Genomic DNA, 19,461 nt, shown 5'->3' on the forward strand with positions numbered 1-19,461 from the left:
ACGCCTTCGCCAAGCGTTCCAACAGTTTTTTCGCCTTCGAACCGAGCGGCAAGGCGGTTGGCAAACCTTGCCCCCGCTACCCGCCACCCCTCACAATGCAGGCCTTCATAGCGTCAACCCGCAGGAACCTGCATGAAACTCGACAAACCCGCCGCCATCGCCCGGCGTAACGAAGCACTGGCCCGCCCGGTGCTGACCAGCAGCAACACCCTGTTCGCCATCCTCGACCGCAAGCGCAACCTGTGGTGGTTCGAGGTGCCGGTGGCGCTGCTGCGCAAGGGCCAGCCCGACTGGGTCAACCTGCTGCTGCACACCCCGGAAAGCGACGAGCTGCAGCACCTGAAGGTGCCGACCAACTTCCTGCGCGCTCACCAGGAACAGATGGAAGTGCGCAACCCCGGCAAGCGCCGCTCGACCATCAGCCTGGCCCTCAGCGCCGACCGCGACTCGCTGCTGCGCGACACCCGCCCGGGTGGCGAGCAGCTGGACTTCCGTACCTTCGTGCAGGCCTGATCAGGCCTTTTCGATGCGATCGTCATGGATGACGATGCGGCCCTGCTTGAACAACCCGCCAATGGCCTTCTTGAAGTTGCCCTTGCTGACGTTGAACAACTTGCTGATCAGAGCCGGGTCGCTCTTGTCGCACACCCCCAGCACCCCGCCTTCGGCCTCCAGGCGCGCCATGATCTGCTCCTGCAGGCTGTCGGCCAGGGCAGCACCCACCGGTTGCAAGCTCAAGGCGATCTTGCCGTCCGCGCGCACTTCCTTGATGAAGCCCTTCTCGTGCATTCCCGAGCGCAGGAACTTGAACACCTCGTTCTTGTGGATCAGGCCCCAGTGGCGGTTGTTGATGATCGCCTTGAAGCCCATCGGTGTCTCGCCGGCCACCAGCAGCTCGACCGGCTGGCCCACCTGGTAGTCCGCCGGGGTGCGGTCAAGATAACGGTCCAGGCGTGAGGTGGCGGTGATGCGGCGGGTGCGCTTGTCGAGGTACACGTGCACCACGCAGTAGTCGCCGATCTTCAGCGGCCGCGCCTCTTCCGAGTACGGCATCAGCAGGTCCTTGGACAGGCCCCAGTCGAGGAAGATGCCGGCACCGTTGATATCCTTGACCTTGAGGCTGGCGAACTCGCCAACCTGCACCTTGGGCTTCTCGGTGGTGGCGATCAACTGGTCTTCGCTGTCCAGGTAGATGAACACGTTCAGCCAGTCATCCACTTCGGTTTCGGCGTTTTTCGGGATGTAGCGCCCGGGCAGCAGGATCTCGCCGTCGGCGCCGCCGTCCAGGTACAGGCCGAAGTCCACGTGTTTCACGATTTGCAAACTGTTGTAACGCCCAAGCAGAGCCATTTCCGATGTTCCTCAAGACAAGGCGGCTATTCTACACCTGAAGCCAGCGCGCCGCCCGACCGCTGATGCAGTGGAACCGTCAGCGTCCCTCTTGCGTCTACCGACGGGCAAGCACCCGCAAGGAGCAGCCCATGCCGCTACGCCTGTCCAAAGCCCTGCTCGTCGCCATCGGCTGCGCACTGGCCTTGGCCGCCTGCAGCCGTATCGACCTGGCCTACCGCAACCTCGACCGCCTGGTGCCGTGGTCGCTAGGCGACTACCTGGCCATGAACAGCGAGCAGAAGGCCATGCTTGACGACCGCCTGCGGGAGCACCTGGCCTGGCATTGCAAGACCCAACTGCCTGGTTACCTCGACTGGCTGGACCGGGTACGCGGCATGGTCGCCGACGACCAGGTGACCGACCAATCCCTGCAGCAGCGTACCCGCGAAGCCCGCGAGGCGATTGGCCGGGTAGCCGAGGAAATCACCCCTTCGGCCACCGAGCTGCTGCGCGGCATGAGCGATGCCCAGGTGGCGGAGATGCGCGAGGCGTTCCGCGAAGACATCAGCGAACGGCAGAAGAAGTATGTGGATACGCCGTTGGACAAGCAGATAGCCCGCCGTACCGAACGCATGGAGAAACGCCTGACGCCGTGGTTTGGCGAGCTGACCGCGGTACAGAAGCAGCGCGTGCAGGCCTGGTCCCAGGCGCTGGGCGACCAGAACCGCGAATGGATCGCCAACCGCGCGCACTGGCAGCAGCAATTGCTGCTGGCGATGAACCAGCGCAACGACGCCAGCTTCGAGCCGCGCCTGGCAACGTTGTTGCAGCGCAAGGAGAGTTTGTGGACGCCGGAATACCGGGCGGCGTATCAGAATACCGAGCAGCAGGCGCGCAGCTTGCTGGTGGACCTGGTGCACCAGAGTACCCCGCAGCAGCGGCGGTACCTGCAGGAACGGTTGGGCAAGGTGCGTACCGATTTCAGTGAATTGAAGTGTTTGAAAGGGTGACGGTGAAAAGCAGGCCTGGCCTTTTCGCGGGTAAACCCGCTCCCACAGGGACCTCACTGGTTTCGAATCCTGTGCCGTACCTGTGGGAGCGGGTTTACCCGCGAAGGGGCCAGGCCTGTTAAAGCACAGTCACCGCCCCTTGCGCCGATACGGAAACACATCGATCACCTTCCCGTCACGAATCGCCGCCTGCAGCCCCTTCCAGTAATCCGCGTCGTACAACTCCCCATGCAGGCGGCTGAACAAGCGCCGCTGGCCGATATCGGCAAACAGGAACGGCGGAAACTCCTCGGGGAACACGTCGTGCGGCCCGATCGAGTACCACGGCTCGCCCGACATCTCGTCCTCCGGGTAACGCGGCGGCGGGATATGGCGGAAGTTCACCTCGGTCAGGAAGCTGATCTCGTCATAGTCATAGAACACCACCCGGCCATGGCGGGTTACGCCAAAGTTCTTCAGCAGCATGTCGCCAGGGAAGATATTCGCCGCCGCCAACTGCTTGATGGCCAGGCCGTAATCCTCCAGGGCCTCCAGCACCTGGCCCTCGCTGGCGTGTTCCAGGTACAGGTTCAGCGGCGTCATGCGCCGCTCGGTCCAGCAGTGGCGGATCAGCACCGTGTCACCCTCGAGCGCCACGGTCGATGGCGCCACCTCCAGCAGTTCGGCCAGGCATTCCGGCTCGAACTTGCTGCGCGGGAATCGAAAATCGGCGAACTCCTGGGTATCGGCCATGCGCCCGACGCGGTCGACGCTTTTCACCAGCCGGTACTTGTCTATCACCGTGGCACGGTCGACCGTCTTCGACGGTGAAAAACGGTCCTTGATGATCTTGAACACGGTGTTGAAGCCCGGCAGGGTGAACACGCTCATGACCATGCCGCGCACCCCGGGCGCCATGACGAAGCGGTCGTCGCTGCTGGCCAGGTGGTTGATCAGCGCCCGGTAGAACTCCGACTTGCCATGCTTGTAGAAACCGATGGAGGTATACAGCTCGGCAATGTGCTTGCCCGGCAAGATGCGTTTGAGGAAGTTGACGAACTCCGCCGGCACCGGCACATCGACCATGAAGTACGAGCGGGTGAAGGAAAAGATGATCGACACCTCGGCCTCGTCGGTGATCAGCGCATCGGCCTCGATACCGTGCCCTTCGCGGTGCAGCAGCGGGATTACCAGCGGCCATTGCTCATCGCTGTTGAACAGACGGCCGACCAGGTAGGCACCCTTGTTGCGGTAAAGCACCGGCACAAACAGCTCCAACGCCAAGGTCGGGTCCTTGCATACCCAGTCCGGCAGGCAGTCGCGCAGTTGATCCTCCAGGCGCACCAGGTCGCCCTCCAGGTCGCCGTACGGCACATCGAACGGGTAATCGCTGAACACCGCTCGCAGCAGGCCCTTGAGCCCACCGTCAGGCCGATAGGTACGGGTTTGCGCGGCGCGCTCACGGCTGCGCATGGACGGTCGGGTGGTGTGGATGAACATGCAGCCGTCGCTGATCAGGTCGTGGCTGAACAGGCTGCAGAACAGCGAGTTGTACCAGGTCTCGGACAGCTCGTCGTCCAGCCTTGGGTCGATCAGGTGGATATAGGCGTTCTTCACCAACGGCCATTGCTCCACATCCAGCAGCACGTCCTCGGCAAAGCTCTGGCGCAGCCAGCCGTTGACCTCGGCGACCTTCTCTTCATAGAGATTGATACGGGCGGCGGCGGCACGCTGGATATCCTGCCAGCGCGCCTGCTCGAAGCGCTGGCGGGCACCGAGGGTGATGCGCTGGAAGTGGTCGCGGTAGTCGTCGAAGCCGGCAAGGATCGTCCGGGCGATTTCGACAGCGGGCCAGGGCTGGGGCATGCGAGGACCTCGGTGCAGGGGTGAGATACAGAGCTTAGTCTGCCTGTCCGGAATACGGCGCCTGTACCGGCCTCTTCGCGGGTAAACCCGCTCCCACAGGTTCTGTGCAGTGCTCGGCCCTGTGGAAATCCTGTGGGAGCGGGTTTACCCGCGAAGAGGCCGGCACAGGTTTACACCGCAAGAAAGCACAAGAATCCCCAGCCCCCCTGGCGTACACTCGCGCCCCTGCCCTGCCTCCGGAGACCGTTGTGAGCCCCATCGCCCTAGCCCGCCTGCTGACCCTTGCCGCCGTCTGGGGGGCGAGCTTCCTGTTCATGCGCATCATCGCCCCCGAACTGGGCACGGTGCCGACGGCGTTCTTCCGAGTGTCCATCGCCTGCCTGGGCCTGGTTGCACTGCTCGCTGCCGCCCGCGTGCGCTGGGACTTCCAGGGCAAGCTCGGGGCCTGCCTGGTGCTGGGCATGATCAATTCCGGTATCCCCGCCACGTTCTACTCCGTGGCCGCCCAGGTGCTGCCCGCCGGCTACTCGGCAATCTTCAACGCCACCACACCGCTGATGGGTGTGCTGGTCGGCGTGCTGTTCTTCCGCGAACCGATGACCCTGGCCAAGCTCTGCGGCATCTTCCTCGGCCTGTTCGGCGTCGGCATCCTCAGCGGTGCCGGCCCGGTGGCCCTGGACCTGGCCTTGCTGCAAGGCGCCCTCGCCTGCCTGGCGGCCACCAGCTGCTATGGCTTTGCCGGCTTCCTCGCCCGCCGCTGGGTCAGCGGCCTGGACAGCCGCCTGTCGGCACTGGGCAGCATGCTCGGCGCCACCCTGATGCTTAGCCCGCTGTTCGCCTGGAGCGCGCTGAGCCAGCCACCCGCCAGCTGGGGCGGCTGGCAGGTGTGGCTGTCGCTGCTCGGCCTGGGCCTGCTGTGCACAGCGTTCGCCTACATCCTGTACTTCCGCCTGCTGGAGGAGATCGGCCCGGTCAAGGCCAGTACCGTGACCTTCCTGATCCCGGTATTCGGCGTATTGTGGGGGGCATGGCTGCTGGACGAGCCGCTGTCGATGGCGCACCTGTACGGTGGTCTGCTGATTGGCGTGGCATTGTGGCTGGTGCTGCGTCCGGCCCGCAGCTGAAGCGGGGTACATGATGAACGACGCGTACAAGAAGGTCCTGTTCCGCCTGGAGCAGGACGAAAACGGCTACCCGCCCGCCTCGGTCGAGGGCCTGTGGGCCAAGGCCGTGGAAGGCGGCTATGCCGTCGACAACATTCCCTTCCATGTCTACGGCATCGCCCCGGGCGACGTGATCGGCACCCGTGAGGAAGCCGGCGAAACCTGGTTCGCCGAACTACGCCGCAGCAGCGGCAGCTCGGTGTTCCGGGTGATCGTCAAGCCCCCGGAACCCCTGGACCAGGTATGCGCGGCCTTGCACGACTTCGGCTGCAACTGCGAAACCGAGCAGGCGGTGAAGATGCTGGCGGTCGAGGTCCCGCCGCAGCGCTCGCTCGACACCTTGCTCTACTACCTGCTCACCCAGCGCGAAGCCGGCCTGCTGGACTTCGAGGAAGGCGTACTGCGCCACGCCATCCCCGAAGAATTCCGCTAGGGCCTACGCCTCGGCCAGGCGCGCGACGGGCTTGCGGAACACGAACAGCAAGCCCACCACGATCAGCCCCATGCCCAGCAGGCTGAGCGGCGCCAGGCGGTTGCCGAAGATCAGCAGGTCCATCACTGCGGTCACTGCCGGCACCAGGTAGAACAGGCTGGTGACATTGACCAGGTTACCCTTGGCAATCAGCCGGTAAAGCAGCAGGGTCGCCAGCAGCGAGACCACCAGCCCCATCCACAGCAGCGCGCCGACGAAACCGCCAGTCCACTCCACATGCAGCGGCTGCAGCGGCGCGAACAGCGCGCACATGGCAAAGCCGGCCAGGTACTGCAGCGGCAGCGTGCCCATGGGGTTGTCGGTGATGCGCTTCTGCAGGATCGAGCCGAAGGTCATGCTGCCCAGCGCCAGCAAGGCGAACAACATCCCCGCCAGCGATACCCCGCCCAGGTTGATGCCTTGGTAGACCACCATGATCAACCCGCCAAGCCCCAACCCGAGGCCGAACAAGCGGCTCCAGGAGCGCTGGCGCTCCATCAGCACCACGGTCAGGATCGGTTGTACCCCCATCACCGTGGCCATGATGCCGGGGGTGACATGGGTATCGAGCGCCAGCAGGTAGAAGATCTGGTAAGCGCCGAGCAGCACACAGCCAGTGCCCAGGGCCCGCAGGATGGCCCCGCGACTGCGCGGCCAGCGCAGCCCCAGCAAGGGGCCGATCAACAGCAGCCCGGCCAGGGCCAGCGCCGAGCGCAACAGCAGGAAGGCAAACGGGCTGGCATGCGCCAGGCCGAGCTTGGAGACGATCGCCCCGCTGCTCCACAGCAGGACGAACAGGCTGGTAGTGGCCGCCGAGGCCACGGATGCTTTGCTAAAGACAGACATGTATTGCCACCTGATTCAAGGCGAATAAGCCAGACGGACGGCGTGCGCTTCAGCGTGGGAAGTCGCCGACCGTGTTCAGTAGGTTGCGTGTGCGAAGGGATGCGGCCAGAAGCCGATCAGCCCAGCACGACCACGCAAGGAGGCGGAGCTACGCCGCCTACGACGCCACTGACAGGTGGTGGATAGTGACTGATCATCGCCGGCTGCTGGCAGCCACGCACGACCATGCCCGCGACTGGCGCGATGGCAAAGCTTGTAGTGGATGGGCTGGCTGGCATGAACAGGTCTTCGGGAAGAATGCAGTGGGCTGGACTATAGCCCGGTGCCCCATGCCTTGCAACCAGTGCCTACGGTACTCGCGGGAACAGCTTTTGTGGGAGCGGCCTTGTGTCGCGAAAGGGCCGCAGAGCGGCCCCAGCAATATCTGCGGCGAAGCTGAGAGTGTGGGGCCGCTGCGCGCCCCTTTCGCGACACAAGGCCGCTCCCACAAGAAGACCGCGCTACCTTGGATGTTGGTTAATTTCTCACCACCCCGATTCGTCTGAATGCGAAACGCAGCCCGCATTCACCCGTTTCGAGGACCACCGATGAACGTATCCGCCTGGCTCTACCGGCCAGCCCAGATCACCTGCCTGCTGCTGGTCAGCGCCTACGCCCATGCAGCCAAGCCCGGCGACGTGTTCAAGGATTGCAAGAACTGCCCCGAAATGGTCGTGCTGCCCGCCGGCAGCTACGTGATGGGGGCCCCTGACGACGAAGTCGGCCGCCAGCCCGACGAGGGCCCGCTGCACACCGTGACCTTCGCCAAGCCCTTCGCGATGAGCCGCTATCAGGTCACCGCCGACGAACTGGACGCCTATATCAAGGCCACCGGCACCGTCATCAAGAGCGGCGACGACCGCCCCGGCCGCTGGTGCGAAGCCAGCAAGCCCAGCTACAAGCAAGGTCCCCGCCAGCCGGCGGTGTGTATCGACTACGACGAAGTGCAGGCCTACACCCGATGGCTGGCTGAAACCACCGGCAAGCCGTACCGCATGGTCAGCGAAGCCGAACGCGAATATGCCGCCCGTGCTGGCTCCAGCGGCCCGTTCCCCTTCCCCTTCGACGAACCTGGCAAGTACGAGATCAGCAAGCACGCCAACACCTATGGCCCCAAGGACGGGCATACCTTCACCGCCCCGGTGGGCAGCTACCCGCCCAATGCCTTCGGCATGTACGACATGCACGGCAACGTCTACGAATGGGTCGCCGACTGCTACCACGACAGCTACGAAGGCGCCCCCACCGACGGCAGTGCCTGGATCCAGGACCCCAAGTGCATCCGCGCGCACATGCGCGGCAACGACTGGGGCGAGCCGCCGATCTTCTCCCGCTCGGCCAACCGCAACGACCGCCTCAAGACCACCCGCGGTGACTTCCTCGGCTTTCGCGTAGCACGCGAACTGTGAAGTTGTGACGCGGTTAACGCAGCATCGGCCAAAAAAATCGCCAATAAGAATCGTTCCGGTTTTTCGCAGGTGCTGCGTCCTATAGCTGACAAAGAAAAATCCCTCTGCCAACGAGACCGCAATAGATGTCCAAGTCCCTCCCCGGCTCGCTCAACCCGCTTGCCAAAGCACTACTGATCCGTCATTCCCTTCGTCCCCAGCGCGCGTTCACACGCATCGGCCTGGGCCTGGCGATATCCGCTGCGATGGTTGCCCAGGTGCAGGCGCAGGAGTGGACACTGGATATTCCCGCGCAGTCGATGAACTCGGCGTTGCAGGCACTGGCCAGGCAGACCGATACCCAGTTGCTGTACAGCCCGGAAGATATCGGTGGCCTGCGCTCCTCCGCACTCAAAGGGCGCCACGATCTCGCTTCGTCCCTGCGCATCCTGCTGGGCGGCAGCGGGCTGCGTTATCAAATCGACGGCAACACCGTGACGGTAACAGCGGGTTCAGCCGCAAAGGACGGCCAGGTCGAGCTTTCGGCGACCAACGTCAATAGCGTGGGCCTGGGGGCCACTACCGAAGGCACGGGTTCCTACACCACCGGCGTGACCAGCACGGCCACCCGCATGAACCTGTCGATACGCGAAACACCGCAAAGCATCAGCGTCATCACCCGCCAGCAAATGGACGACCAGCACCTGGCGACCATTACTGACGTACTGAAGCAGAACCCGGGCATCACCATGTCCCAGGACGGTGGCGAGCGCTTTCACATCTATTCGCGCGGCTCGGAAATCAGTACCTACCAGCTCGATGGCGTGAACACCACGCAAGACTACCTGACGCGCAACATGCCCAACACCCTGATGGACATGGCCATGTTCGACCGCATCGAGATCGTCCGCGGTGCCACTGGCCTGATGACCGGTGCGGGCGAGCCCAACGGTGTGGTCAACATGGTACGCAAGCGCCCCACGCGAGAATTCCAGTCGTATGTGCAGGCCGGTGTGGGCTCGTGGGACTACTATCGCACCGAGGCCGACGTGTCCGGCCCACTGATCGAAAGCGGCAAGCTGCGCGGCCGCCTGGTGGCCGCCAAGCAGAGCAACCAGAGCTACATGGACTGGTACAGCCAGGACCGTGACCTGGTCTACGGCGTGCTCGAAGCAGACCTGACCGATACCACCACCGTGCGCTTCGGCATGGACTACCAGACCTACGACGCCAATGGCGCGCCAGGTGTGCCGCTGTTCTTCAGCAATGGCCAGCCCACCAACTTCTCCCGCTCGACCAGTTCCGGGCCGCGCTGGATGTATGAAGACTACACCACCAAGAACTACTCCTTCGGCCTGGATCAGGAGCTTGGCAATGGTTGGCAGTTGAAAATGGCCGGCAACTACATGGATGTCGATCGCGACTCGCTGTCGGCGTTCTATCGCACCGGTGCCGGGGTCTCTACCCTCGATCAAGCCACCGGCAACGCCAAGTCCGACCTGCTGCAAGTCGATGCCCACCAGGTTCAGCGGGGCATGAACATCACGCTGCAGGGGCCTTTCGAGCTGTTTGGCCAGACCCACGAACTGGTTACCGGCTTCGACTACATGGATTACGAGAACAACCACTTCACCGGCAGAGCTGGGGAAGCCACATTCAACTTCTACACCTGGGGCAACCGCATACCGCAACCTGGCAACTATTCGCCACTGCTGGACTACGACCTGACCATCCGCCAGACCGGTTACTTCATTGCCACCCGGCTCAACTTCACCGACGACCTGCACATGATTCTCGGTGCCCGTACAACCAACTACCGTTCGGACTCGAACCAGGTGGTATTGACCACTGGCACTGGCAACCCCACGCAACTTAAGGAGCACGGAGAGGTAACACCGTACGCCGGCCTGATCTATGACCTGACCGATGAGCAATCGGTGTACGCCAGCTACACCGATATCTTCAAGCCCCAGACCAGCCGCGACCGTACCGGCAAGGTGCTGGACCCTGTGATCGGGCAGAACTATGAAATGGGCTGGAAAGGTGAGTTCTACGATGGTCGCCTGAACGCCAACGCGGCGATCTACCTCATCAAGCGCGACAACCTTGCAGAGGAAGACACCGGTTTCAGCGTACCGGGCGTGCCTAACTCCACCGCTTACCGCGCGGTCAGCGGCGCCGAAACCAAGGGCATTGATCTTGAACTGTCCGGCGAAGTGGCTCGCGGGCTTGAGGTTCATACCGGTTACAGCCACTCCCGCACGGAAGATGCCAATGGCGCTCGGCTGACGTCTCAACTGCCGCTGGATACATTCCGCCTGTGGACTACCTACCGCCTGCCCGGCGAATGGGAGCACCTGACTGTTGGTGGTGGGGTCAACTGGAACTCCCAGCAATCCCTGGCCACCCGCTACAACACGCGCATCACCCAGGAAGACTACGCCGTGGCCAGCCTGATGGCCCGCTACAAGATCAGCGAGCACCTGGCCGCCACGCTGAACGTGGACAACCTGTTCGACAAGAAGTACTACGCAGGCCTGGCCGGCAACTATGGCCACTATGGCGCGCCGAGGAACGCGACGCTGAACCTGCGCTACGATTTCTGAGCAGCAGAACGAAAAAAGGCGACCCTGGAGGTCGCCTTTTTCATGCCTGCATGGTGTTCGCTTCGGTAGGCGGTCCGTTGTAGGAGCTGCCTTGTGTCGCGAAAGGGCTGCAAGGCAGCCCCGGCAATTCCTGCATCACTGCTGAGCCCCTGGGGCCGCGTTGCGGCCCTTTCGCGACACAAGGCCGCTCCTGCAAAGAGTGAGCAGGTTTACTGGCTGATCGTATCTGCCAGCAACAGCCTGGCAATCACCCCCTCAAGGACATCCACCTGCTCAAGGATGTCATAGTGCCCGGCGTCAACAGCAATGTCCTGGCAGCTACCCGAGATGCCACCCACGTGCGCGCCCCCCCCCGCCCACCAGCAACTTGCCGCTGCCTCGGTAGACGGTAGCTGGCGCAATTGACGCGAAAGCGCCTTGAGTTTCATGGCCACGACAAAGGTCTGCGCCAGATCAGCGTTGCCGATTTCGGCATAGGCCGACTGTGCAACCTGTGCGGCCCGTGCCGTTTCGATCACGCGCTCCAGGGCATCCTGAGTACTGCCGACCGGCACGACCGGCAGCACCAGTGCATCGGCCGAAACCCCGAGAATCACCGCCAGGAAGCCACGCAGGTCGGCGCTCCAGTCACTTTCCTGCACGGCTTGCCTGGCCGAGGGCACGAAGCTGTCCACCAAGGCCAGCACCGCAACCCGCTGCCCCTGGCTTTCCAACTCCTTGGCCACCAACACCGCCAGGGTGCCGCCCAGCGACCAACCTGCCAGCTGATAAGGGCCTTCGGGTTGCTTCTGGCGAATGTACTGTGCGTAATCGATAGCCATCGTTTCCAGCGAATCATCCACCCAGGCGTGATCCAGCAGCATCCGGCATTGCAGGCCATAAACCGTGCAACGGCCTTCCAGCCGGCGCGCCAATGGCTCGTAATCGAACACCGTGCCAAACCCGGCATGCAGGCAGAACAGCGGTGTACTCGCGCTCACTCGGCTGTTCAGCAACAACAGCGGGTCCAGGCTGGCATCGTCGGAGGCATAACCCGACAACTCGGCGATGGTCGGCCGGGCAATCACATCACGCAGTTTCAGTTCGATCGGCAAATCCTCACGGGCACGGACCTTGGACAGCATCTTCAGCACGCGCAGCGAGTCACCACCCAGTTCGAAGAAGTTGTCATCAACACCGACCTGCTCGACTTGCAGCACTTCCTGCCAGATCGCTGCCAGCGCCTGCTCGATTGCATTACGCGGGGCAACCCATGCCCGGCCTGCAAACTCGGGTGCCGGCAGGCCATTGCGGTCGATCTTGCCATTGGGTGTGAGCGGCAGCGCCGGCATCAGTACAAGCTGTGCCGGCACCATGTGATCCGGCAGGTCGGCGCGCAGGGCATCACGTAATTGCTCGGCGCGGGTATCGGCATTGTCCGTTACCACGTAGCCGATCAGTTGCTTGCCCGTGCTGATGTCACGCGCCACCACCACGGCATCGCGCACGCCAGCCAGGTTGCGCAGGCGTGCCTCGATTTCTCCCGGCTCGATGCGGAACCCTCGAATCTTCAGCTGGTTGTCCAGGCGCCCGAGGAAGTCGATGACGCCATCGGCGCGGCGACGCACCCGGTCACCGGTGCGGTACAGGCGGCCACCCGGGGCAAACGGGTCGGCCACGAAGCGCTCGGCCGTGAGTGCGGCCCGCTGGTGATAGCCACGCGCCACGCCCTCTCCGCCGATGTAAAGCTCACCGGCCACACCATCGGGCAGCGGGTTGAGGTGCGGGTCCAGTACGTGCAGCGTGCGCTCGCCCACGCGGTCGCCAATCGGCGCGTACACAGCCTCACAGGTTCGTTGCACCGGCACTTTCCACAGCAAAGGCGTAACCACGGTTTCCGTCGGCCCATAGCCGTTGGTCAACCAGCGCGGACGCAGCGTGCGCTTGACGTGCTCGAACAGGGCGTCCGGTACCGCATCGCCGCCAAAGCAGTACACCCGCACTGCTGGCGCGGGCTGCTGCTGGCTATCGGCGAATTCGGCCAACTGTTGCAGGTAGGCCGGCGGGAAGCAGGCGATGTCGATACGCTGGGCATGCAAGGTCTGCCAGGTTTCTTCTGCCGTCCATAGCCGGTTGTCACGCACCACCAGGCAACCACCCGAGGACAACGTCGACAGCCAGCGCTCCTGGGCCCCGTCGAAGGCGAACGACATGAACAGCAGCTCGCGGGTCTGCAGGTCCATCTCGTACAGCCCGGCGATGGCCTGGCAGTGCATGCGAATCTGGCCGTGGCTCACCGCCACACCTTTGGGCTTGCCGGTAGAACCAGACGTGTAGATCAGATAAGCCAGGTTATCCGCGCACGCGCGCTGTTCAGGTGCAGTAGCAGGCAGATGGTCCAGCGCTTGCTGGTCGAGCTCGATGCACCGCGCTACCTGGGTAAAGCGCTGGCGCAAGCCACTGCTGGTGACCAGCAGGTGCATTGCCGAGTCCTCGACGATCCACTGCAGGCGCTCTTGTGGGTAATCGATATCCAGTGGCACATAAGCTGCGCCGGTCTTCATCACCGCCAGGAAGGCCACGATCACCTCCACCGACCGCTCCAGGGCAATACCCACGCAGCTTTCCGGGCGCACGCCCTGCGCGATCAGGTGGTGGGCAAGGCGGTTGGCGCGCGCATCCAGCTGGGCATAGGTCAACTGTTGGCCGCCGCAGACTACCGCCATGGCCTCGCCACGCTCACGGGCATGCCCGGCGATAAGCTCGGCGAGCAGCGGCTGCTCGCGCCCAGGTGCCGCAAGCTGGTTGCGCAGGTCGGCGTGCCTTGCCTGCGCCGGCGTCAGCATGCCCAGGCTGCCCAGCGTGGCCTGGGGATTGTCCAGCATGGCGCTCAGCAGGCTTTCGAAACTGCCGCGCAGGCACTCGACAGCGGCTTCGGTAAAGCGGTTGCGCAGGTACAGGAACTCTACCGAAAAGGTTTCGCCCAATTGCACGGCCAGGTCCATGGCATAGTTGGTGACATCGCGGTTACGTACTTCGCCAAAGCGCAACGTTCCGCCGCCGCCCTCGCGCAGGCGGTCGTCAACCGGGTAGTTCTCGAACACCACAATGCTGTCGAACAGCGCCTGCCCTGGCCGCCCGGCCCAGCGTTGCACATCGGCCAGCGCTGCATGCTCGTGGTCGCGCAGTTCCAGGTTGTAGTGCTGCAGCTGGTGCAGCCAGTCGCTGACAATGTGCTGGGGTTGCGGCGCCTGCACCACCGGTAGCGTGTTGATGAACAGCCCCAGCATCTCGCCTGCACCGGCCAGGCTGCTGGGGCGCCCGGCCACTGTGGCGCCGAAGCACACGCTGGCCTGGCCGGTGTAGCGTTGCAGCAGCAACAGCCAGGTGGCCTGGACCAGGGTATTGGCCGTAACCCTCAGGCGCCGGGCCTGGTCACGCAGGTGTTGCGTGCGCTGCGCATCCCAATGCAGGTACAGCGCATGGTGCCCGACAAGCTTGCCGTCCGCCTGCGGTGCAACACTGTCGGCCAACAGCGTCGGCCCCTCCAGGGCACGCAGCTTCTCGCTCCAGAACTGCTCCAGCTTGCCCATCGGCTGCTCGGCGAGCCAACGGATGTAGTCACCGAAGCGCCCCCCCGCATGGCTGGCGGGCCGGCCGTGATAAACCTGCAACACCTCGCCCAGCAACCGTGAATTGCTCCAGCCATCCATGAGGATGTGGTGGCGCGACCAGATCAGGTGCAGGCGTTGCTCATCCACTCGAACCAGTGTCAGGCGCATCAGGGAGGCACACGCCAGGTCGAAGCCTTCGGCGGCCTCTTCGGCGGCCAGCGCCTGCAAGGCGTCGCTGGTCACCTCACGCCCACGCCAGTCGAGCACGCGCAGCGGCAGGCTGGCCTGACGCTGAACCACCTGCAAGGGCTCCGCCCACCGGGCCGATGACAGGAAGACCGTGCGCAGGATGTCGTGGCTGGCGATCACCTGGTTCCAGGCCGCGACGAAGCGGTCTACGTCCAGGCCGTGCACATCGACCGCAGTCTGGTTGATGTACAGCGCGGCGTCGCTCTCCTGCAGGGTATGGAACAGCATGCCCTGTTGCATCGGCGACAGCGGGTAGATATCGGCAATCTGAGCAGCAGGTACCGGCAGGTCGTCCAGTTGCGCCTGGTTCAGACGGGCCAAGGGGAAGTCCGATGGCGTGAGGCCTTGGGTGTCATCCTGGCAGCAATGGTTGATCAAGGCCTTGAGTTCTTCTGCATAGGCATCGGCCAGTTGCTGGATGGTCGAGGTATCGAAGACTTCACGGCTGAACGTCCAGCCCAGTGTCAGCTCGCCGCCGTACACCTGGCCATTGAGCGCCAGCAGGCTGCTCAATGGCGCATCCTCATCCTGGTTCAGCCCGGCATTCTCGCTGGCCGGTCTGAACAGGCTCGCCTGCTGGTCGAAGCTGCCATCGAACTGCCCCAGGTAGTTGAAGATGATCGCCCCCTGGGCCAGCGCCGCCAACGTCTGCCGAGCTTCACCAGCCCCCAGGTAACGCAGCACACCATAGCCAAGACCCTTGTGGGGCACCGCGCGCAGTTGCTCCTTGATGGTCTTGATCGAACTGGCCAGCTCGGGCTGAGGGCTGAGGTTGACCGGGTACATGCTGGTGAACCAACCCACCGTGCGGCTCAGGTCGATACCGTCGAACAGTTCCTCGCGGCCATGGCCTTCCAGGCGCACCAGTACCTGCGGCTGCGCGGTCCAACGGCTGACCACACGGGCCAATGCCGTCAACAACAGGTCGTTGATCTGCGTGCGATAGGCTGCCGGTGCCTGCTGCAACAGCTTGCGGGTCCAGAGCGGGTCCAGGCGAGTGCTGACCGACGTTGCATGCTTCTGCAGGTTTTCACCCTGGGGATGATCGCAAGGCAAAGCATCGCTGGCGCCTTGCAGTTGATCACGCCAGTAGTGCAGTTCATGTTGCAGTGCCTGGCTGCTGGCATAGGCCTGCAGCTGTTCGGCCCAGACCTTGAACGCGCTGGTCTTGGCCGGCAACTTCAACGGCTGGCCGAGGGCAAGCGCCTGGTAGGCCTGTTGCAGGTCTTCCAGCAGGATCCGCCATGACACGCCATCGACCACCAGATGGTGAATGACCAGCAGCAGCCGCTGGCTGCCGTCTGCCAGCGTTGCCAGCACGGCGCGCAACAATGGCCCCTGAGCCAGGTTCAGGCTGCGCTGGGCCTGATCGGCCAAGCGTTCCAGCGCCTCGGCATCAACGCATTCGCGTACCCACAGCAGCTCGGTCGATACCGGCGCGCCGATCGTGGCCTGCCAGCGCCCGGCACTCTGCCAGGCATTGAGCCGCAGCAGGTCGTGATGGGCATGCAGGTTGCCCAGCGCCATGCTCAACAGCTGCGCATCCAGGGCCTCACCGGGCTCGAGCAACACCGACTGGTTCCAGTGGTCACGTGCTACAAGCGCTTGCTCGAAGAACCAGTGCTGCACCGGAACAAGTGGCAGAGGCCCGGTGACCACGCCCTGCTCCAGCGCTTGTGCTTCGCTGCGCCGGGCAACCGAGGCCAGCCCCTGCACGGTCTGATGCTGCAGCAACTCCTTGGGCGTGAACTGGATATCCACCTGGCGCGCACGGCTGACCACCTGCAACGAGATGATCGAATCGCCGCCCAGTTCGAAGAAGTTATCGGTCAGGCCGACCTTCTCCAGCTTCAGCACATCCGCCCAGATCGCCGCGATCTGCTGCTCCAGATCACTCTGCGGCGCGATGTACTCGCCCTGCGACTGGCTGGCATCAGGCTGCGGCAGGGCCTTGCGGTCCAGCTTGCCGTTCGGCGTCACCGGCAGCTTGCCGAGCAGCAGCAGGTGCGCCGGCACCATGTAGTCCGGCAAACCGGCCTTGAGCGCCTCGCGCAGGCTGTCGCGCAACGCGCCTTCGTCCTGCGTGCTGTCGGCAGGCACCACATAGCCCACCAGCTGCTTGCCGCTTGGCCCTTCCTGGGCCAGCACCACGGCTTCCTGCACACTCGGCAGCTCCAATAGGCGCGCCTCGATCTCGCCCAGCTCGATGCGCAGGCCGCGGATCTTCACCTGATGGTCGATGCGCCCGGCGTAGTCGATCACCCCATCGGCGCGGTAGCGCGCCAGGTCGCCGGTGCGGTACAGGCGCCCGCCGTTGTCGCTGAACGGGTCCGGCACGAAGCGTTCGGCGGTCAGCGCCGGGCGTTGGTGGTAACCACGGGCCAGGCCGACACCACCGAGGTACAGCTCGCCGGCACTGCCGCGCACCGCCGGTTGCAGGCTGCCTTCGAGGATATGGGTCTTGAGGTTGTCGATCGGCTGGCCAATCGGCACGCTGATGCTTTCGTCCGGCTGGCAGGTCCAGTGGGTCACGTCGATCGCCGCTTCGGTCGGGCCGTACAGGTTGTACAGGCCTGCCGCCGGCAGGCGTTGCAGCGTCTGGCGGGCCAACTCGGCCGGCAACGCTTCACCGCTGCACACCACGCGCTTGAGGCTGACGCAGCTTTCGACCGCTTCGTGGGTCATGAACGCCTGCAGCATCGACGGCACGAAGTGCAGCGTGCTGATGCCGTGGTGGTTGATGGTTTCGACCAGCAACTGCGGGTCGCGGTGCGCGCCGGGCTGGGCCATGACCAGGCGCGCGCCGGTCATCAGCGGCCAGAAGAACTCCCACACCGACACGTCGAAGCTGAACGGGGTTTTCTGCAGCACGCTGTCGCTGGCGTCCAGCCCGTAGGCCTTCTGCATCCACCACAGGCGGTTGACCAGCGCCTGATGGCTGTTGCCAGCGCCCTTCGGGCGACCGGTGGAGCCGGAGGTGTAGATCACGTAGGCGAGGTTCAACGGGGCCACGTCGACATTCGGGTTGGCATCGCTGTAGCCGTCGAAGTTCTCAGTGTCCAGGTCCAGGCTGCGCAGGCCGGCCGGGATCGGCAGGGTCTCGCGCAAGTGCGACTGGGTCAGCAGCAAAGCGATGCCGCTGTCCTCGAACATGTAGCTCAGGCGGTCCTGGGGATACTCAGGATCCAGGGGCACATAGGCGCCACCGGCCTTCACGATGCCCAGCAGGCCGATGACCATCTCCAGGCTGCGCTCCATGGCGATGCCCACCAGCACGTCCGGGCCCACGCCCTGCTCGCGCAGCTTGTGCGCCAGCTGGTTGCTACGGCGGTTGAGCTCGGCATAGCTCAGGGTCTGCTCGCCAAAGGCCAGCGCCGGGGCATCCGGGGTGGCGAGTACCTGGGCTTCGACCAGCTGGTGGATGCTGGCTTCGCCTGGGTAATCGGTTTGCGTGGCATTCCAGCCATGCACGATCTGCTGCCGCTCCCCGTCATCCAGCAATGGCAGCTCAGCCACTCGCTGGCCTGGGTTGCCGACGATGCCCTGTAGCAGGTTCAGCCAGTGCCGCGCCATCTGCTGTATGGTCGAGGCATCGAACAGGTCGGTTGCAAAGGTCAGCGTGGCGCTGATGCCCAGCTCATGTTCGAAGCTGTCCAGCGTGAGGTCGAACTGCGCCGCGTGCACGTTCCATTGCAGGCTCTCCACCTCCAGGCCGGGCAAGCTGCGGCGCTCGCCCTTGCCCCGGGTCTGGTGGTTGTACATCACCTGGAACAACGGGCTGTGGCTCAGGCTGCGTTCAGGCTGCAAGGCATCGACCAGCTGTTCGAATGGCAGGTCCTGATGCACCTGCGCGCCCAAGGCTCGTTGCCGCACTTGCGCCAACAGCTCGGTGAAGGTCAGCTGCGTATCGAACTCGGCACGCATCACCTGGGTATTGACGAAAAAGCCGATCAGCCGCTCGGTCTCTACGCGGTTACGGTTGGCGATGGGCACGCCCACGCGCACATCGGCCTGCCCGGAGTAGCGGTGCAACAATACCTGGAAACTCGCCAGCAGCAGCATGAAGGGTGTCGCCCCCTGGTGCTGCGCCAGCTGTTTGAGTGACTGGCTCAACGCTTCGCCCAGGTCAACGTCGATCCGCTCACCGCGGTAGCTTTGCAGCGCCGGGCGTGGCCTGTCGGTGGTCAGTTCCAGCACCGGGTGGTCGTCGCCCAGCTGCGCCATCCAGTACGCCAGCTGACGCTCACGCTCGCCGGCGTCCATCCAGGCACGCTGCCAGATCGCATAATCGGCGTACTGGATCGGCAGTTCGGCCAGCGCCACCTCCCGACCTTGGCTATAGCCCTCATAAAGCTGCACCAACTCATCGATGAGCAAGGGCATCGACCAGCCATCGGCGACGATATGGTGCAAGGTGAGCACCAGCACGTGCTCGTCCTGCGTCAGTTCCAGCAGTTTTACCCGCAGCAGCGGCCCATGGACCAGATCGAACGGCTGCTGGACCTCAAGCGCGACCTGCGCCTGCAAAACCTGCTCCTCCACGGCCCCCAAGGCCTGGCGGGCCAGCTGGAAAGGCTGGTTCGGGTGGATGACCTGCATCAGCTGGCCATCTTCCTCGGCAATGGTCGTGCGCAGGGCTTCATGACGCTGGATCAGCGTCGCGAAGCTGCGCTGCAGGGCTGCCAGGTCGAGCTGCCCCCTGAACCTGAGCGCGGTCGGAATGTTGTAGGCCGAGCCGGTGGGCTCCAGCTGCCAGAGAAACCACTGGCGTTGCTGGGCATAGGACAGCACAGGGCGTTCGACATCGTGCCTGGCCACCGGGATGGGCAGTTGCGCGAGCGTGACGCCCTTGGACGCCAGTTTTTCGAGAAACAGCTTCTGCTGCGCCAGGGGCAGACGGATAAAGCGATAAACCAGG

11 protein-coding genes are annotated in these 19,461 nt (G+C 64.1%); 6 read left to right on the plus strand and 5 right to left on the minus strand.

The window, feature by feature from the left end; translation table 11 throughout:
* The first annotated feature begins 132 nt into the window (after positions 1-132).
* Positions 133-513 carry a hypothetical protein gene (locus tag NY023_RS20510; RefSeq protein WP_013973727.1) on the plus strand — a complete coding sequence of 127 codons (381 nt, stop codon included), beginning with the start codon at positions 133-135 and terminating at the stop codon, positions 511-513.
* On the opposite strand, the gene NY023_RS20515 is transcribed toward NY023_RS20510, so the two are convergent.
* Positions 514-1,350 carry a S1 RNA-binding domain-containing protein gene (locus NY023_RS20515; RefSeq protein WP_013973728.1) on the minus strand — a complete coding sequence of 279 codons (837 nt, stop codon included), beginning with the start codon at positions 1,348-1,350 and terminating at the stop codon, positions 514-516. It abuts the gene before it with no gap.
* A gap of 131 nt (positions 1,351-1,481) precedes the next feature.
* Between NY023_RS20515 and NY023_RS20520 the strand changes: the two genes are divergently transcribed.
* Positions 1,482-2,342: a DUF6279 family lipoprotein gene (locus NY023_RS20520; RefSeq protein WP_013973729.1), complete on the plus strand. Its 861-nt coding sequence runs from the start codon at positions 1,482-1,484 to the stop codon at positions 2,340-2,342.
* A gap of 129 nt (positions 2,343-2,471) precedes the next feature.
* Here the strand turns inward: NY023_RS20520 and aceK are convergent, their stop codons facing one another.
* Entirely contained in the window at positions 2,472-4,187 is a 1,716-nt protein-coding gene (aceK, locus tag NY023_RS20525) for a bifunctional isocitrate dehydrogenase kinase/phosphatase (protein ID WP_013973730.1), read from the minus strand.
* 248 nt (positions 4,188-4,435) lie between these two features.
* On the opposite strand from aceK, the gene NY023_RS20530 reads away from it, so the two are divergent.
* Both NY023_RS20530 and NY023_RS20535 read left to right on the plus strand, forming a co-directional pair.
* The gene (locus NY023_RS20530) at positions 4,436-5,311 is read left to right on the plus strand and encodes a DMT family transporter (RefSeq protein ID WP_013973731.1); all 876 of its coding nucleotides are present in this window, start codon (positions 4,436-4,438) and stop codon (positions 5,309-5,311) included.
* Positions 5,312-5,324: 13 nt separating this feature from the next.
* The gene (locus tag NY023_RS20535; protein WP_024087563.1) at positions 5,325-5,783 is read left to right on the plus strand and encodes a DUF4265 domain-containing protein; all 459 of its coding nucleotides are present in this window, start codon (positions 5,325-5,327) and stop codon (positions 5,781-5,783) included.
* Positions 5,784-5,786: 3 nt separating this feature from the next.
* Here NY023_RS20535 and NY023_RS20540 read toward each other — a convergent pair whose 3' ends face one another.
* Complete coding sequence (locus NY023_RS20540; protein WP_024087564.1) at positions 5,787-6,668, minus strand: DMT family transporter; 882 nt, start codon at positions 6,666-6,668, stop codon at positions 5,787-5,789.
* Positions 6,669-6,784: 116 nt separating this feature from the next.
* Positions 6,785-6,946, minus strand: coding sequence for a hypothetical protein (locus NY023_RS20545; protein WP_238531253.1), 162 nt, complete (start codon positions 6,944-6,946; stop codon positions 6,785-6,787).
* Between the two features lie 309 nt (positions 6,947-7,255).
* Between NY023_RS20545 and NY023_RS20550 the strand changes: the two genes are divergently transcribed.
* On the plus strand, positions 7,256-8,116 hold the full coding sequence (locus NY023_RS20550) for a formylglycine-generating enzyme family protein (protein WP_013973734.1): 861 nt from the start codon (positions 7,256-7,258) through the stop codon (positions 8,114-8,116).
* 125 nt (positions 8,117-8,241) lie between these two features.
* Entirely contained in the window at positions 8,242-10,701 is a 2,460-nt protein-coding gene (locus tag NY023_RS20555; RefSeq protein WP_013973735.1) for a TonB-dependent siderophore receptor, read from the plus strand.
* A gap of 209 nt (positions 10,702-10,910) precedes the next feature.
* On the opposite strand, the gene NY023_RS20560 is transcribed toward NY023_RS20555, so the two are convergent.
* Positions 10,911-19,460 (minus strand): amino acid adenylation domain-containing protein, encoded by an 8,550-nt coding sequence (locus NY023_RS20560; RefSeq protein WP_410479892.1) that lies wholly within the window; start codon positions 19,458-19,460, stop codon positions 10,911-10,913.
* Position 19,461 lies beyond the last annotated feature (1 nt).

This window comes from Pseudomonas sp. NBB (assembly GCF_032701105.1).
Classification (GTDB): domain Bacteria; phylum Pseudomonadota; class Gammaproteobacteria; order Pseudomonadales; family Pseudomonadaceae; genus Aquipseudomonas; species Aquipseudomonas asiatica.

Bases quoted from the DNA above. Each gene is read 5' to 3' on its own strand.
- NY023_RS20520 (WP_013973729.1), top strand. From the start codon at position 1,482: ATGCCGCTACGCCTGTCCAAAGCCCTGCTCGTCGCCATCGGCTGCGCA.
- NY023_RS20550 (WP_013973734.1), top strand. From the start codon at position 7,256: ATGAACGTATCCGCCTGGCTCTACCGGCCAGCCCAGATCACCTGCCTG.
- NY023_RS20555 (WP_013973735.1), top strand. From the start codon at position 8,242: ATGTCCAAGTCCCTCCCCGGCTCGCTCAACCCGCTTGCCAAAGCACTA.
- NY023_RS20515 (WP_013973728.1), bottom strand. From the start codon at position 1,350: ATGGCTCTGCTTGGGCGTTACAACAGTTTGCAAATCGTGAAACACGTG.
- NY023_RS20510 (WP_013973727.1), top strand. From the start codon at position 133: ATGAAACTCGACAAACCCGCCGCCATCGCCCGGCGTAACGAAGCACTG.
- NY023_RS20535 (WP_024087563.1), top strand. From the start codon at position 5,325: ATGAACGACGCGTACAAGAAGGTCCTGTTCCGCCTGGAGCAGGACGAA.
- aceK (WP_013973730.1), bottom strand. From the start codon at position 4,187: ATGCCCCAGCCCTGGCCCGCTGTCGAAATCGCCCGGACGATCCTTGCC.
- NY023_RS20545 (WP_238531253.1), bottom strand. From the start codon at position 6,946: ATGCCAGCCAGCCCATCCACTACAAGCTTTGCCATCGCGCCAGTCGCG.
- NY023_RS20540 (WP_024087564.1), bottom strand. From the start codon at position 6,668: ATGTCTGTCTTTAGCAAAGCATCCGTGGCCTCGGCGGCCACTACCAGC.